Source organism: Zarconia sp. (assembly GCF_057467645.1).
In genome coordinates this window covers 1-15934 of the sequence record NZ_JBRJXU010000019.1, presented here as the reverse complement: position 1 = coordinate 15934, position 15934 = coordinate 1, and the positions used below count along the sequence as shown (strand labels likewise).

At 52.4% G+C, this 15934-nt stretch carries 16 protein-coding genes; 6 read left to right on the top strand and 10 right to left on the bottom strand.

The features are described from left to right. Positions 1-3 precede the first annotated feature (3 nt). The 4 genes from AC2215_RS03030 to murC form a co-directional block, all read right to left on the bottom strand. Positions 4-477: a low molecular weight protein-tyrosine-phosphatase gene (locus tag AC2215_RS03030; protein WP_486808476.1), complete on the bottom strand. Its 474-nt coding sequence runs from the start codon at positions 475-477 to the stop codon at positions 4-6. A 109-nt stretch (positions 478-586) separates the two neighbouring features. Continuing rightward, positions 587-934, bottom strand: a complete 348-nt coding sequence (locus AC2215_RS03025; protein WP_486808475.1) for a YbaB/EbfC family nucleoid-associated protein — start codon at positions 932-934, stop codon at positions 587-589. Between the two features lie 551 nt (positions 935-1485). After that, positions 1486-2457, bottom strand: a complete 972-nt coding sequence (gene murB, locus AC2215_RS03020; protein ID WP_486808474.1) for a UDP-N-acetylmuramate dehydrogenase — start codon at positions 2455-2457, stop codon at positions 1486-1488. Between the two features lie 64 nt (positions 2458-2521). Beyond that, positions 2522-4042 (bottom strand): UDP-N-acetylmuramate--L-alanine ligase, encoded by a 1521-nt coding sequence (gene murC / locus AC2215_RS03015; RefSeq protein ID WP_486808473.1) that lies wholly within the window; start codon positions 4040-4042, stop codon positions 2522-2524. 1086 nt (positions 4043-5128) lie between these two features. On the opposite strand from murC, the gene AC2215_RS03010 reads away from it, so the two are divergent. The 3 genes from AC2215_RS03010 to AC2215_RS03000 all read left to right on the top strand — a co-directional run bounded on the left by AC2215_RS03010 (position 5129) and on the right by AC2215_RS03000 (position 7373). Beyond that, positions 5129-6145: a type I glyceraldehyde-3-phosphate dehydrogenase gene (locus AC2215_RS03010; protein WP_486808472.1), complete on the top strand. Its 1017-nt coding sequence runs from the start codon at positions 5129-5131 to the stop codon at positions 6143-6145. A 452-nt stretch (positions 6146-6597) separates the two neighbouring features. Further along, on the top strand, positions 6598-7032 hold the full coding sequence (locus tag AC2215_RS03005; RefSeq protein WP_486808522.1) for a J domain-containing protein: 435 nt from the start codon (positions 6598-6600) through the stop codon (positions 7030-7032). A gap of 71 nt (positions 7033-7103) precedes the next feature. Further along, complete coding sequence (locus AC2215_RS03000; protein WP_486808471.1) at positions 7104-7373, top strand: DUF3143 domain-containing protein; 270 nt, start codon at positions 7104-7106, stop codon at positions 7371-7373. Between the two features lie 12 nt (positions 7374-7385). Here the strand turns inward: AC2215_RS03000 and AC2215_RS02995 are convergent, their stop codons facing one another. From AC2215_RS02995 to ispE, 6 genes are all read right to left on the bottom strand, one after another. Beyond that, on the bottom strand, positions 7386-8258 hold the full coding sequence (locus AC2215_RS02995; RefSeq protein ID WP_486808470.1) for an ADP-ribosylglycohydrolase family protein: 873 nt from the start codon (positions 8256-8258) through the stop codon (positions 7386-7388). A gap of 185 nt (positions 8259-8443) precedes the next feature. Next, on the bottom strand, positions 8444-8926 hold the full coding sequence (gene aroQ, locus AC2215_RS02990; protein ID WP_486808469.1) for a type II 3-dehydroquinate dehydratase: 483 nt from the start codon (positions 8924-8926) through the stop codon (positions 8444-8446). Positions 8927-8941: 15 nt separating this feature from the next. After that, the gene (locus AC2215_RS02985; RefSeq protein WP_486808468.1) at positions 8942-9076 is read right to left on the bottom strand and encodes a hypothetical protein; all 135 of its coding nucleotides are present in this window, start codon (positions 9074-9076) and stop codon (positions 8942-8944) included. Positions 9077-9332: 256 nt separating this feature from the next. Further along, positions 9333-10592: a competence/damage-inducible protein A gene (locus AC2215_RS02980; protein WP_486808467.1), complete on the bottom strand. Its 1260-nt coding sequence runs from the start codon at positions 10590-10592 to the stop codon at positions 9333-9335. Positions 10593-11043: 451 nt separating this feature from the next. After that, the gene (locus tag AC2215_RS02975; RefSeq protein ID WP_486808466.1) at positions 11044-11361 is read right to left on the bottom strand and encodes a DUF3082 domain-containing protein; all 318 of its coding nucleotides are present in this window, start codon (positions 11359-11361) and stop codon (positions 11044-11046) included. Between the two features lie 244 nt (positions 11362-11605). Then, a complete protein-coding gene (ispE, locus tag AC2215_RS02970) occupies positions 11606-12565 on the bottom strand; it encodes a 4-(cytidine 5'-diphospho)-2-C-methyl-D-erythritol kinase (RefSeq protein ID WP_486808465.1) in 960 nt (319 codons plus the stop codon). A 303-nt stretch (positions 12566-12868) separates the two neighbouring features. Here ispE and AC2215_RS02965 point away from each other — a divergent pair, with 303 nt between their 5' ends. The 3 genes from AC2215_RS02965 to AC2215_RS02955 all read left to right on the top strand — a co-directional run bounded on the left by AC2215_RS02965 (position 12869) and on the right by AC2215_RS02955 (position 15790). Further along, positions 12869-14053, top strand: coding sequence for a hypothetical protein (locus tag AC2215_RS02965; protein ID WP_486808464.1), 1185 nt, complete (start codon positions 12869-12871; stop codon positions 14051-14053). A 56-nt stretch (positions 14054-14109) separates the two neighbouring features. Then, positions 14110-14895, top strand: coding sequence for an MORN repeat-containing protein (locus AC2215_RS02960; RefSeq protein WP_486808463.1), 786 nt, complete (start codon positions 14110-14112; stop codon positions 14893-14895). 67 nt (positions 14896-14962) lie between these two features. Further along, on the top strand, positions 14963-15790 hold the full coding sequence (locus AC2215_RS02955) for an MORN repeat-containing protein (RefSeq protein WP_486808462.1): 828 nt from the start codon (positions 14963-14965) through the stop codon (positions 15788-15790). Positions 15791-15934: the final 144 nt, after the last annotated feature.

Sequence of the window (15934 nt, the reverse complement as noted above, 5' to 3'; positions counted from 1 at the left end):
CTGCTATAGATGCTTTTGGGTGTAATCGAGCAATCCCTCACAAGCATCCACGAGCAAATCGATAACCCGATCGAACCCGGCCGGACCGCCGTAGTAGGGATCGGGAACTTCTTTAAGATCGTGTCGGGTGCAGAAGTCGCACATCATCTTCACTTTATCTCGATACGCTCCGGTGCGATCGAGAGCCAGGATATTTCGATAGTTTTCTCGATCCATGGCTAAAATCAGATCGAATTCCTCGAAATCTTCCACCTCGAACTGACGGGCACTGCCGACGAGTTCGATACCCTGCTTCTTGGCCGCAGCAGCCATGCGTCGATCGGGCGGGCTGCCGATATGATAGCTCGACGTTCCTGCCGAGTCGCAGTGAATTCGATCGCTCAAACCCGCGCGATCGATGTGGTGATTCATGATATTCTCCGCTGAAGGAGAACGGCAAATATTGCCCAAACAGACAAATAATAACTGGTACGGCATGGGTGCGGTTGGGTCGGTTCCCGGTTAGCAGAAGCTGGCAGCAAATTGGCAAAAACCCGTAGACGATCGCCATCGCTTTTGCTCTCCATCGAAGGCGATCGACGTTCGATTACATTCCCGGAAGGTTCAAGCCTCCGGTGAGTTCTTCCATCTTTTCTCGCATCGTAGTCGTCGACTTAATATAAGCATCTTGCATCGCTTCGGTGACCAGTTGCGAGACCACATCCGCCCCTTCCCCCAATACGTCGGGAGAAATCACCGCGCGACGGGGTTCTTGGTTGCCGCTGAGAACGACCTTCACCAGGCCGCCGCCGGCCTCCCCTTCCACTTCCAGTTCATCGAGTTCTTCTTGAAGCTTTTTGGCTCCTTCTTGAACTTGCTGCGCTTTTTTGAAGGCTTCGGTTAATTCCTTCATTTTGCCTAAACCGAAACCAAATCCTTGTCCTGGTTTTGCCATGATCGATTGATTATCTTTAACTCGTGTGTAAATGTTCGATCGAGCTTCAAGGGGCGATCGGGGGTGAACCCGAATCGGACTCGAAGGCGATCGAATGTCAAGCACTCAACGGCTGCTAGTGTTTCGTGACATACTCCCGACGCTGACGAGCACGGTACAGCGTGGACTTCTTACCAACACCAGCCAATGCTATCTCCTTTGGAGACGCGACGCGAACGATTACGCGGGTTCGCTTTATTGACGATACGGGATGCCCCTCCGCACCGGGCTTATTATACCCAACCTGCTATTCACGAGCGAGTCCGGTCTTGGGGTCTCCCCAAGTGGAGCAACTCGCGTCCAGACACTCATAGGATGCGGCGCGGAATCGAATATTCCTTGGATCGCAGCCAAATAGAGTGCGCGGATGAATGGCTCTCTAGCTAAGAGTAACATTAGCACTTAACCCACCATCGCCGGAATACTTCCGAGTCAGCATCGCCCAAGAGAGGAGATGACGATTCCCGGCGCGCCACTTCCTCTCACAACGCGGTGGGCCGCAAGACCGAGTCTCAAACGTGTTGAAACTCTCCAAGCATTCGGACTTCCGGTTCGAGCCACAGCTGCCAGTTTCGTTCCACTTGTTCTTGCACGAAACGGATTAAGTGGAAAATATCGCTAGCTGTTGCCCCACCGCAATTGAGAATGAAGTTGGCGTGCCGTTCGGCCACCTGAGCGCCACCGATGGTATGACCCTTGAGACCCGTCTGCTCGATGAGCCATCCCGCCGCATGGGGTCCGGGATTGCGAAAGACGCTGCCACAACTGGGTCGGTGGTAGGGTTGAGACGTGCGTCTCTTGTGCATTTGCTCGTGGGTGAGTTTGCGCACGTCCGCTCGATTGTAACCGGGTTGGAGTTGGAAGGTCGCTCGCACCACGAATCGCGGATCGTTTTGCAACATCGAAGTCCGATACCGATACTGTAAATCTTCGGGCGTGAGGACTTCTAGATCTCCATTGGGAGACATCACCTGGACGTTCACCAGCAAATCGGCCATGCAAGCGTTGTGAGCGCCCGCATTCATAACCACTGCCCCGCCGACGGTGCCGGGAATACCCACGGCCCACTCCAAGCCGCTCCAACCCCGTTCTGCCGCCTGCCATGCCAGACGGGGCAGATATTCCCCGGCAGCAACGCTCAGTTGACCGGATTCGGGGTCGAAATGGGTGTGACGCAGATGGCGGGTGCAAATCACCAAACCCGATAAACCGCGATCGCTCACGAGTAAATTAGATCCCGCGCCCAAACGGGTCACGGGTAATCCTTCGGCATGGGCCCATGCGAGTCCTGCTTGCAAATCTTCAACCCGTTTGGGATTCATGCACCATTGGGCGGGCCCCCCAACTTTAAAAGAGGTCAGCTTGGAGAGGGGATATTGAGGATAGATGGGACATCCAGTGCCCGATAGGTAAATCGGGGCAGTTGTAACCGGAACATTGCGCGTTTGGGTTGGAGTTGGAAGCCAGTTGTATGAAAGAGTCATTACCAATAGATTTTGGATTCTACGAAATTAGATTTAGGTTCTCGTGCATCAGACATCGAAAAACTCACAACGCACCACTGAACTCAATTTGTCGGTGAAATTCCACCAGTTTGGGAATCACTTGATTCAGATTTCCCGCACCTAAAAAGACGACCAAATCTCCCGGTTGCAAAAAGTCTTGCAAGCCGGTTTCGATGCGATCGAGGGTGGACCAGTAATGGACGTTTTGGTGATGTTCGGAAATCGCTCGCGCGACTCGTTCGCCTCCAAACCCTTCGATCTTCGATTCTCCCGCACCATACACATCGCTGACGATCGCCACATCGGCATCGCCGAAGGAGGAGGCAAATTCCGATAAAAACGTTTGCGTGCGACTGTAGCGGTGAGGTTGGAAAACCGCCACCACTCGCCGAGTCTTATTGTTGTCCGTTCCCACTTGCAGGCGAGCTGCACTCAAGGTGGCTTGGATTTCGCTAGGGTGATGGGCGTAGTCGTCGATAAACCCGATCCCGTTGGCAAATCCGAGCAACTCGAAGCGGCGACGGGCCCCTTCAAAATCGACGAGAGCCTCGGAAATCGCGGCGAATTCCACCCCCACGGCGCGAGCGATGGCCACTGCGGCGAGGGCGTTGCTGAGGTTGTGCTTCCCTAAAACCCCGAGTTTTAAGTCCCCCAGAACCCGACCGCGCTCCCAAACCCGGGCGGTGGTTCCATCGGCATTGTAGGTCACCCGATCGACGGTGTAATCAGCACCGGATTGGGGGTCTAGACTGTAGCGAATCTGGGGGTTAAACCGTTCGCGAATCACCGGGCAATCCCAACAACCCACTAATATTTCGCAACGGTTGGCAAAGGTTTGAAAAATCTCGACCACTTCGTCGAGATTCCCATAGCGATCGGGATGGTCGAGTTCGATATTGACGATCGTCCCGATGTTGGGCGCGAACTTGACGAGGGAACCGTCGGATTCATCGGCTTCGGCGACCAGATGTTCCCCTGCACCCAAACGAGCGTTGCCTTCCCAGGCCTTCACCTCACCCCCGACAACGATGGTCGGATCGAGACCCGCTCTGAGCAATACGAACGCCACCATACTGCTGGTGGTGGTTTTTCCGTGAGTTCCGGCGATCGCGATACTTCGATACTCCGCGATGAGAGCCGCGAGCAAGTCCGAGCGATGGAAGATCGGACAGCCGAGTTCAATCGCCGCACGATATTCTTCATTGGTCGAATCGATCGCGCTCGAACAAACAATTTGCGGGAGGTTGAGGGCGTCGGAACCCTCACGACCATTCTTAGCAATCGCCCGATCGACCTGACTTCCAGAATCTTCTCGAGTTCCTGGCTCTCGGGACTGAAAATCGGGATTTAAATTTTTAAATATATCGAGATTACTGGCGGTTTGGCTCCAAAAAATACGAGCGCCCAATTCCTGCAATCTTTGAGTAATGTGATTGGCTCGAATATCCGAACCGTACACGGGGAGTTGGCGTTTGGCTAAAATATACGCTAAAGCTGACATACCAATTCCACCGATACCAATAAAGTGAAATGGCCTGCCGCTTAAGTCAACAGAATTCGGCATTATTGCTCCTATCACACCACACCACACCAATGTCACGCGATATCATATCAAGAATTAATGTTTTGCGATAGCGCGTTGGAAAAATTTACGCAAACAGAACGGGTTTGGGTCGATTGAAATTCACCTCTGTCTAGAAAAGAATACATAGCACAGAGCGATTTCCTTCTCCTTATTGATGTAGATTAGTCTACTTTTACCCGTAGATCGAGTCTTGTCGTTCAGATACAGTCGCAATTCCAGCATTTCCGGAAAAATGGATGAAAAGATTCGCACATTTTTCCGAATCGCTTCCGAACGTTCAGATCTCGGTTGATTCTGTGGCAATTGCCAGCGTCTGAGGGATAGTCAGCAGCTATTGACAAATTATTTAGAACATGATAATTACTTAGTGAAAGATTGCCAGAAGATTGCCCAAAAATAAGCGATCGCATTTAACCCCAACTCCATACTAAACCGGAGTATTGGGAAATGTCTGTAGCGCAGTAAAAGTTCTACAGCCCCTCGGTGCGACCAACCCAGAAGCACAAAGAATTCGACGAGAAGTCCAGTGTCGGCTTGAAAGAATTGACCTTCTCATAAACTCTTAAGTTTCCGTCAGCACTTTTTTCGTGGAACGGCGTCGACTTTCGGTTCTGTATTTTAAGAGAGTGACGGTCGTGGATGCGCTCGAACGCAGGAACATCGGCAGTCTGTCGTCGATTTAATTGTATTTTTCTAGACCGATAAAGACCCGCGACCATCTGGGAAAAGGCCAGGCAGTTGGTTTGGGTTCCCCCTAAAATGCAAGAATCGAGGGTTGAAGATCTAACGTCCGATCCCGAGGTCCGCAAAAGGTCTTCCAAGCTTCGATCGAGCAATCGATCCCTCCGCCGAAAGTGTATGCGAAGTTGGTCGACCTTTGCGATATGATAAGGATTATTAAAGAATCTCAAATGCTTTTTTCTAGTATGCTTCTTTGGTTTGATACCCCTTAGAAGAAGATCCCCGGCCCAGTTTCGCAACGGCGAATCAGAGCGCAGATCTAGAACGAACAAAAAGCTTTTTCCCCCTCGATCGTAGGGGTTGTCATTGTTTAGGAGGTACAAGGTGATCAGAGTCGCGATCAATGGTTTTGGACGCATCGGACGCAACTTTTTGCGGTGCTGGCTGACCCGAGAAAACAGCCAATTAGATTTAGTTGGGGTAAACGATACCTCAGATCCGAAAACGAACGCTCACTTGCTTAAGTACGATACGATGCTGGGGACGCTCGATGCAGACGTCAGCGCCGATAGCAACTCGATTACCGTTAATGGCAAGACCGTTAAATGCGTCAGCGATCGCAACCCGCTAAACCTGCCTTGGAAAGAATGGGGTGTCGATTTAGTTATTGAATCTACCGGAGTGTTCGTGACCGAAGAGGGTGCTTCCAAGCACTTGGAAGCCGGTGCGAAAAAAGTTCTGATTACAGCCCCAGGTAAAGGCGGTAACATTGGTACCTACGTGATGGGGGTCAACCACGAAGACTATACTCACGAAGCTGAAAACGTCGTGAGTAATGCTAGCTGTACCACCAACTGTATGGCTCCGTTTGTCAAAGTACTCAACGATAACTTTGGGATTATCAAAGGTACGATGACCACCACCCATAGCTATACGGGAGACCAGCGCCTGCTCGATGCCAGCCATCGGGACGTTCGACGGGCTCGGGCCGCAGCGATGAATATCGTTCCCACTTCCACCGGTGCGGCGAAGGCTGTGGCTTTAGTGATTCCCTCGATGAAGGGCAAACTGAATGGGATTGCCATGCGCGTTCCCACCCCCAATGTTTCCGTGGTGGATTTAGTCGCTCAGGTGGAGAAAAAGACCTTTGCCGAGCAAGTGAACGAAACCTTACAGGCAGCAGCCGAAGGTTCGATGAAGGGGATTCTCGCTTACAGCGATCTTCCCTTGGTGTCTTGCGACTATAAAGGATGCGATGCATCTTCCATCGTCGATGCTAGCCTGACAATGGTGATGGATGGCGATTTGGTCAAAGTTGTGGCTTGGTACGACAACGAATGGGGTTACTCCCAGCGGGTCGTCGATTTAGCCGAACTCGTCGCCCAGAAGTGGGTTGCCTAATCTCCGAATCTAAGCGGACTTGGGGCTTGACCGATCGAAACAGTTTCGCGTCGAGCCTCGATTTTGGGTCAACATGACCCGACTTCTAGCAAGCGAAGGCAAAAGCTGTCGCTCTAGAACTGACTTCAATCGTGAATATCATTTTTGAGCTCGCTCTTAGGTTTAAGCTAGGGGTGAGTTTAGTTGTTTGTGCTTCGGCTGGGCATCTTCGCCCAAAATCTTGCCCATTTCAACCCGGAGAATTTCACCCTACAAATGCTTGCCAAACATCGAACCGGACTGGCAAACTAAAAGACAACCCCAGTGAAATTAAAAGGCTCCCTGGGTCGGGGAACGGAGCAAGTCAGCGCAAGAAACGGATATTCCATAATACATATCTATATGTCAGTCGCGTGGGATGTACTGTGACTCAGCACAGAAGCCGAACTCATCAACAAGGACGTTATGAATCGTTGCGAGCCGCCGTGCTGGCCACTCATTACTATACGGTACTGGGTCTGCATCCGGAGGCATCGGCTCTCGATATCCGTCGGGCCTATCGGGAACTGAGCAAACGCTATCACCCCGATACAACAAAATTACCTCTGTCCGTTGCCACGCCAAAGTTTCAGCAATTAAATGAAGCCTATGCCACCCTGAGCAATCCAGAGCGTCGCGCGGTGTACGACGAACGGATACGCCAGTCCCAAGTCAAGTTTCAACCTCCATCCGAGCGCACTCGACCCGAACACTCATCGAGTCCGATGCGAGATTCGGCATACCTCGATCCGACCGAGCGCCCCCTTTCATCCGGTGAGGTGTTTGTTTTATTTCTCATGGGATTGACCCTCGTCGGCTGTTTGCTGCTGGCGATTTCGATCGCCTATCTTCGCGGCGATCCCCTATGACTGGAGTCGGTATTGCTTTTTTGTTCCCCCGATTTCACTCACTGTCTCTCACAACCTTCTCAAACAATTTCATGTCCATACCTTCCGCCGATACCCCCCTATACAACCACCCCCTTCCCGAACTCGAAAATTGGTTGCGAGAGCGAGGTTGCCAGCAAGATCGCGAAGAACTCAATCATTGGTGGCTCGAACGATCGAACTGGAAAGCGCAACTCTGGCTCGATACCGACCAGATTACGGTGATTTACGAGGTGAATAGCTCGGAACGGGAGATTCAGCGATCGTTTAAATACTCCCTCAGTCGTCAAGATGTCGAAGATGCGGTGTTTGGCGGACCGTAACTTGAAACTCGCCTAACGAGGGCGAAGCACTCCCGGAGCCGTCACGGCTGCCATCTCCTCTAAATGATCGAGCGACATCATCGGGTCGCAGATGCCAGACCATGCCGCCCACAGCTGAGTTGCCAGTTGCCAATATCGAGATTCCCCCTTCGGGCTCAACGCTACCCGCCAGGACAGGGGAATACCGGCGTAACCATTGTACGCTCCGGCGATCGCCCCAACGAGGGTGGCAACTAGTTGCGGTTGGTATTGCAGTTGCAGCGATCGCATTACACCGGCTCGCACATCTCCTGGCGTTCCCAAAAAGCAGTAGAATGCCAAGGTCACCGCTTGGGTACAGGTGGAACATTCAGCTCTTGATAACGTTTGCCGTCCCAACCCCCCCCGAACCGACGCTAAACTCGCTCCATCTTCGATGGATGTTTGCAGCCAATTGGGAAATTGAAGTGTGGATGAGTTGGGTACTAGACTCAAACGATCGAGAATTTGACACAGTCGCAGATTTGGATTTAAAGTCTCCCTCAGAGCAAGGGAAATCGCAGATCCCACGCCTAAAACGGCTGCTGTTGCCTCGGAAGAAAATTGCCAGACATGGGTAACCTGTTGCAGGTTCGAGGCGAGCTGGGCATCATCCTCGTGACAATAAAGAATAATCGGTAGGAGTGCGATCCAAACATCGGCGTCGAGTTGCGTTGCGCGTCCATCTGCCCAGGGTATCGCAAGGCTCGCGTCGGACGGCGCTTCTAATCTCACTCGCCCGCTTTTGAAGAGTTGCTTGGAGACGAGTTCGACTAAAAGTGCGTTTCCAAAGGGATTCGAAGCATCGGAGTCGCAAAAGTCGATGGCTTGCTCCAATCCCCCAGGGCCAGCTTGAGGAGATGACACGGCATGGGTTGCCCAGAGTTTTCCGAGGACCGCTCCGACTATTGCCCCACGAAACCGACTTAGCAGAGAATCGCCCATCAGCGGTAAATTTGCTCCCCAGGAAAATTTAGCAAGAAAGTCAGACAAAATAATGCCCTTCTCTCAGGGTCTAGAGAAGGGGAATTCGAGAAAGGTTGGAACTCAATTTAAGATCGAGCTTGGGAGACCGAAAGGTCTGAATCCCTCAGATAACCAACCAGAGCATGTAGACCTAACAAATAGCTGCGAGGACCAAACCCACTAATTTGACCGATCGCCACAGGGGCTATATACGAATGATGCCTGAATGATTCTCGGCAGTATATATTACTCAGGTGGACTTCTACAGCGGGTAAGTTCACACCGGCAATCGCATCGCGAATTGCTACGCTCGTATGAGTATAAGCTGCTGCATTAATGACCGAACCCTGATAATTACCCGGACAGGTCTGAATCGCATCAACGATTGCTCCTTCACTATTAGACTGTATCGTGGAGATACTAACATCTAATAATTGAGCTTCTCGGTCTAACGAATCATTAATTTGTGCGAGGGTTGTGCTACCGTATATGTTGGTTTCTCTTTGACCTAGCAGATTTAGGTTTGGCCCGTGAATAACTAAGATATTGAGCCGAGTTTCGGATTCCAAAGGTTTTTAGAAGGACTAGAACGAAGCGCGATCTCGAACGGGAATCGGAATGGGTTCCGGCTCGGGCGCCACCTCTGGACCAAGCAGAGCATCAATGATTTTACGCGCCCATTCTTTGAGCTTATCTAAAATTGTGTCAATGTAATCCATCAATGAGATAGCTCCTTGATTTGAGTCTGTGCTGTGTGCCCGGCGACAGTACGCTAGTATCTGAATTTGGGCTTTAGCATATTCATATCTATAGTATTTATCATAACGAATAATTCCAAATCTTCAAAGTCCCCTACGTGAAATTACGAGTCGAACCCCAAATCGCCCGATGCGCGAGAAATGGCTCAAACATTTACGAGATCGGGGTTGGGTTATTTGTGTATTATCTAGCGGATTTGGGGGTCGCTTTGGGGACTCATCGGGAGGCGCGATCTCGTAGTTTTTGTCGCAAGCGATCGAGGGCGCTACAGGCACTCACCCGACGAACCCAAGACCGTCCGCGGGTTTCGCCGAAACGATACTCAAAACTTTCCGTTTTGCCGTGGGGATTTGCCACACCGATATAGACCAGACCTACGGGTTTCGTCGGAGTCCCGCCATCGGGACCGGCGATTCCAGTAATGCTCAACCCCCAACTCGTTCCCAGACGAGACCGCACGCCGGCGGCCATTTGCTCTGCCACAACACTCGACACCGATCCGTGGGTTGCTAAATCTTCTGAGTTAACACCGAGTAAGGCAACTTTTACCCGATTATCATAGGCGATCGCCCCGCCCCAAAAGTATTGAGAACTGCCGGGCACTTCCGTGAGCATCGCACCCAACCCGCCTCCCGTACAGGATTCTGCCACCGCAAGGGTTTCGCCGGCATCGAGCAACAGCCCGCCGACGACCGAGGCGAGGGTTTCTTCATCTCGTCCGTAGCAATAACGACCGGCAATGTCTCGCAATTGCGCTTCAACGGGGTCGATTAACTCGTCTGCGGCAGCGGGCGAACTGGCTTTGGCGGAAATTCGCAATTTTACCTCGCCAAAATTTGCGTAGGGGGCGACAGTCGGATTCTCCGCATCGAGCAACGCTCCTGCTTTTTCGGCCAACTCCGACTCGGAAATCCCCCAAAATTTGAGGGTGCGACTGTAAAACCCCTCTTTTCCCCATCCCTGATTTCGGAGATAGGGAACGGCCGTCTCTTGCCACATGGCCTTCATCTCCGCCGGAACGCCGGGAAATGTCAGTACCGTCAGTTCCTCCCTCGGATGCCAAATAATACCCGGCGCGCTACCGATGGGGTTGGGTAAGGTTTGCGCCCCTTTGGGTAAGAGGGCTTGTTTGCGATTGGACGGTGCCATCTTCCGGCCTCGTCGGGCGAATTTCTCGGTAATATCCGCAAGAATTTCGGCACTTTCCACGAGGGGCGCGTCGAAAAAATCCGCTAGGGTTTCTGTGGTCAAATCGTCGGGGGTCGGACCGAGTCCTCCGGTGAAGATGAGAATTTTCGATCGCCCAGTTGCCACTTCCAGGGCTTGTTTGATGCGGGTGGGATTATCGCCGACGACGGTTTGATAGTAGTGAGGAATCCCCAAATCCGCCAGTTGTCCGGCCAGATAGCGAGCATTGCCGTTGAGGATATTTCCGAGAAGGAGTTCGGTCCCAATACAAAGAATTTCAGCGCTCATGAACAGACATTTCCGCAAAAGGGTTCAAGGGGAAAGGGGAAGGGGGAAAGGGAGAAGAAATTCATGACCGAACCATAGAAAGTAATTTTTGATTGATGGAGACATCTAGTAGATGTCTAGTGGTAAAAGGGTGTGGGGTGTGGGGTGTGGGTCAGTGGAAGGAAAGATCTAGTACTCGATCGCCATGACGCGCGATGAGTAGGGGTAGTACCCCCGTGCCTACCCTACCGTATGGGGGCAACCACACTGGTTTTGATGGGTCATCAGGGACGTTTCACGGGGACTTGACAGATCGCTATCCGTTTTAACCGTTCGCGAATGTCGAGTGACTCAACGCCGACAACGATTCAGTGTTTGCCCGTTTCCAACAACTGCAACGAGACCGATCGCAATTGCCCGTCGCACTCCATCCCCTCAAAAGGTTCACCCGAAAGTTCAACCCAACTCTGGCTTAAGACTGGACGTTTTCGGCTTTGGCGAGTTGTTGCACGAGCCTTTGAATCCCGAGGGCGAACAACCCCACCGCCGAGAGGGCAAAAACAAACGTTGCCAAAGCACACATTCCCATCACTAGAGTCCGAACGGCGATCGAAATCTTAATCGCGGTTAAATTATCTGAATGAATGGGTTTGGTGGCAAAGGTGCTCGAAATCGAACTCGTCAGAGCGTAGGCAGCCGAGGAGATCGTACCGGAAATGAGGGAACCGGTGAAGCAGCGTAAAACGCTTTTCGGGCGATCGCCAGGTTGGTTATCGGAAGTTTGCGTCATGGGGGAGAGGGCAGAACGCGAGTGGCGTCTGGACAATAGAAATAGAATTTACGTCTGATGCGAACGATCGCTTTGGTTGGGATGGGGAACGGGAAATCGATGGCAAGAAGCAACGATCGAGTATGGATTGGAGCCTTTGATTCACATTCAGCGTCATTTGATGTTCCCAATTGTCCCACGTTCGGTTCCGAAAGTTTCAGTTTCCACCCATTGCCGATCGCATCTGGGATACCCTCGATTTGTATTATGAAAGTCTCGCATCAATACCTGTGGGAATGGTGCGAGTCACCCATAACTCCAGATCCCGATCGGGAATCGCCCGTGCGGTTTCCCCTCGCAGTCGTTGGGCGATCGCTTCCGACTCAACAGCCGCAAACACGCTCGGTCCCGAACCGGACATCATCGCCCCCAACACCCCGCCATCGGCACCGGGGGCCGCGAGGGTGTCCCGCAACCGAGCCACTTGGGGATATTCTGGCAGCACCACTCGCTCTAAATCGTTGTAGAGTTCCTGGCTAATTTGACGCGCATCCTGTTGGGCGATCGCCGTTACCATTGCCCCTGAATGAACTCGCTGCCGGCGTTCTTCCAAGCCCGCTTCATCCCGAATGTAGCGATCGCCGAACTGTTGGCGAAACGTTTGGTAAGCCCAGGGGGTAGACACCTGCAAGCTGCGGTATTTCCCCAGCACTAAGTCGAGTGGTTCGAGACTCGGTAAAGCAGATATTTTTTCCCCGCGACCCGTGGCCAGTGCCGTTCCCCCAGCAATGCAAAACGGAATATCCGAACCTAAAACCGCTCCGATTTCTTGGAGTTCGGGCAGGGTCAATCCCAAGTTCCATAATAGATTCAAGCCGACAATGACGGCCGCCGCATCGGTCGATCCCCCGGCCAAACCAGCGGCTACGGGGATTTGCTTATCGATGGTAATTTCCACCCCACCCCAGCGCCGGGCAGCATCGGGAAAGCGCCCGGCCATCAGCATGACCGCACGATAGGCTAAATTGCGATCGTCGACGGGCACGTCCGGATGGTCGCAACACACGCGAGTGGGTTCTCCACTGAGGGTTCGTAACTCGATGCGATCGGCTAAGGCGATACTTTGCATGACCATCACCAACTCGTGATAGCCATCCGGTCGGTCTCCAATAATTTCAAGGTAAAGATTGATTTTTGCCGGGGCAACCAGAGAACAACTTTTCATCTTTAATTTTTTCCCGTTGGAGACTCTCACCATAGCAAAGCTCGGGTATTCCCCGAAAGTGCAGCCGGTAGAGGAGCTGCGACCCGGGTCGCAAAACCCCTCGAGCTGCCCTGCCGTGACTTCAAGCACTCTCCCACTCGCCCGATTGGGTGTTGCGATGGCGACATGTCGGCTCTTCGATCGATGGCGAAAGGATTTCAGGAATTTCGGTATATTATTGTGGGTATAACTCTCAAAACCGATACGAGTTGTCTGATACCAGATAGCTCTGATGGCAACGAATAGCGCTCAAAGGGATCGACCATGTCTCATCGCTCATTGGCTACCTGGCTGCTTCTGCTTTCTTTAGGGATTGTCGGAGTGCAGGCTTGCGGATCTGGCGAAGATGCCGCCACCACTGAAGAAGACCCAGCTACAACCGAAGAAGTGGCTGAAGAGGGCGAGGGCGTGCCCGTGGAGCCTTTTTCTGCCGAGCCAACCGCTCCAGAAACCGAACCCCGCACGACCGCCGCACCGGCGGGGTTGATTAACTCCACCAATTCAGACGAGCGCGCCCAGGAAGTGCAATCGAGAATTAATAACGCCCCTCAAAATCCCTTTGACGTTTTGCCGGTAGAACTGGTTGAAACTCTCGAACCTCCCGAAGAAGAGTCAGAGCCTGTTGCCGTATCTCCTCAAACAACCGGAGGCGGTGGCGGTAGCCCAACCCCGAGCGCTCAACAAACTGGAGGCGGTGGGGGCACCACGACCACTCAACCAACCGGAGGCGGTGGGGGCACCACGACCACTCAACCAACCGGAGGCGGTGGCGGTAGGGGCACCACGGCATCCTCTGGGGACGCGGGTCAACAACCTGCAGTTTCCTTACCCCCATTACCCGCAACGGTCGCTCAGGTCGCCGAGCCAATACCGGATTCATCCCCAATATTCGTGCCCCCCAACGATAACGCCATCGCTCAGTTAAGTCCGGCAGAGTTGGGAATCAGCGAGCCAGAAGGAGAAGCCACGACCGGGAGTACGCCAGCGAGTGCACCCGCAAGCACTCCCAATGGAGAATCGATCGCTCAGGCGGAACCGGGGGCTGCATCTGGGGAAGAACCGGGAGAAAAAACCGAAGAAGCACCGCTATCGCTGCCACCTCTTAACAGCCAACCGATCGCCGAGCTACCCCCACTGCCGACAGAAATCGGACCGGCTATTCCCCCGCCACCGCCCGTACCGCCGACCATCTCCGAAAACGTACAGGTCACCGGCGTGGTTGAAGTGGGTGGTGAGGTACAAGTGATCGTTCAGCTTCCGGGTAGCAGTTCCGGTCGATACGTGAGAGTGGGGGATGTCATTGCTGGCGGGCGGGTGCTCGTCAAACGAGTAGACGGCATTCAAGGCACCAACCCGATCGTGATTTTAGAAGAAGATGGCTCGGAATATCCCAGATTCTTGGGAGAGCCGCCAACGCTCGCCATGGAGGAAGACTCGGGTCTGGGTTGATGGTTTAAGACATGAGCAGAAATGGGTCGATCGCGCTTAGAGGAGAAGAAATTTTGATGAAAAACCCGAGAAGAAAACAGATCGAACTCAAGGGAATGCTGAGGATTACCCCAATCTTGCTGCTTTCGACGCTCGGATTGGTGAGTCTCACAAATCGGGCTTTCGCCCAAGAAGATAGCTCGGAAAGCGAATACGTTCCCCCCTACTGCGAACCGGCGATCGAGTCGGGATTTGCCCGTTGTAACTACGATGATGGTGCAAACTATATCGGATATCTAGAAGGTGGCGTGCCCAACGGTCGCGGCACCTATACCTCTTCAGAAGGGCGTTACGAGGGAGAATTTCTCGACGGTCGTCCCAGCGGTCAAGGGCGATATATCCTCTCCGATGATTCCCGATACGAAGGTCTCTTTGAAAATGGGGTGATTATCGACGGTACGGCATTCTTTGCCAATGGCGATCGCTACGAAGGTACCTTTGAAGTCGTTCAGAATCTAGACTCTGGAGAAATTAGCTCTCAACCCCAAGGAGATGGGGCATTTATTTTCGCAAATGGGAATCGTTACATCGGGGAATTTTTTGCCGGTCAGCCTTTTGGCACCGGTGTTTTCATCTATACCGACGGGACTGAGTGTAGCGGTCAGTTCTTTAATATCAATCTAGACGGTAAAGGAACTTGTACCTATCCCAACGGCGATGTTTACGAAGGGGAGTGGCGGCAGGGTCAACCTCACGGTACGGGAACGATGTATGCAGCCGACGGACGGGTTTTTTCGGGTTTGTTCCGCGACGGACAACCGTTTCGACCGTCCCTTGAGTCTCAAGGTTCGTCGGGAGGTTAGTCCCGAATCCCCTAAACATCTGTTGAAATCGAGATAGTTTGGAAAGATAAGGAAGCGATCGAATTCGATGAAAAAAGTGAGTCCCCTTGCTCTAGCGGCATTAAGTTTGAAGACTGCGGGTCTTCTGAGTGTAGGTCTTGTTGCCGGCTCGTTACCCGCGATCGCTCAAGAAGGAAGTAGCCGACAACCTCAGTGCGATCCACCCGATTTAATTACGGGTTTCGGGCGTTGTAACTATGGAGAGGGTCAAAGCTACTTTGGGTACTTCGTGAATGGTTCCCCCAACGGTCGCGGTACGCTAACTCGCCAAGATGGCACTCGATATGATGGCGACTTTGTTGATGGATTGCCTGATGGGGTGGGACGGTTGATCATGCCCGACGATTCTCGCTATGAAGGTACTTTTAGAGATGGGGCGATTATTGAAGGAGCAGCTTTTTTCCCCAATGGCGATCGCTATGAAGGTGGATTTACCCTCATTGGACGTACGGAGCAAATTTCCGTGGAAGTTCCAGTGGGCAGAACTCTTGAAGGAGAGCGCATCTTTGAAACTCGACAAATCGAGCGTACCTTTTATAACAGTCAGCCGGATGGTAAAGGGGGAAAATACGTTTTTGCCAATGGCAATCGTTACGAGGGTGAATTTTTTGCTGGGGAACCTTTTGGCTTGGGAACCTTCATTCACACAACGGGAACGGTATGTAACGGATACTTCTTCACCCGCAATTTTGACGGTCGCAGTGCAATTTGTACTTATCCCAATGGCGCTCGCTATGAAGGGGAACTTCGCCAAGGACGACCCCACGGTACGGGAACGATGGTTCAAGCTGACGGGACGACGATTTCCGGGGCGTTCCGCGACGGACAACCGGTGAGCTACAGCGGCTATCAGTAGACATCTGGTGGAAAAGGGTTAAAGGTGAAGGGTTAAGGGGGAAAGGGAGACTTCGGTCTCGAAATTGATTTGAGTTTTTATTTCGATCGGATGTCTGATTATCGGAACTTGATATTCAATCTAAAATCTAGAATCTAAAATCTA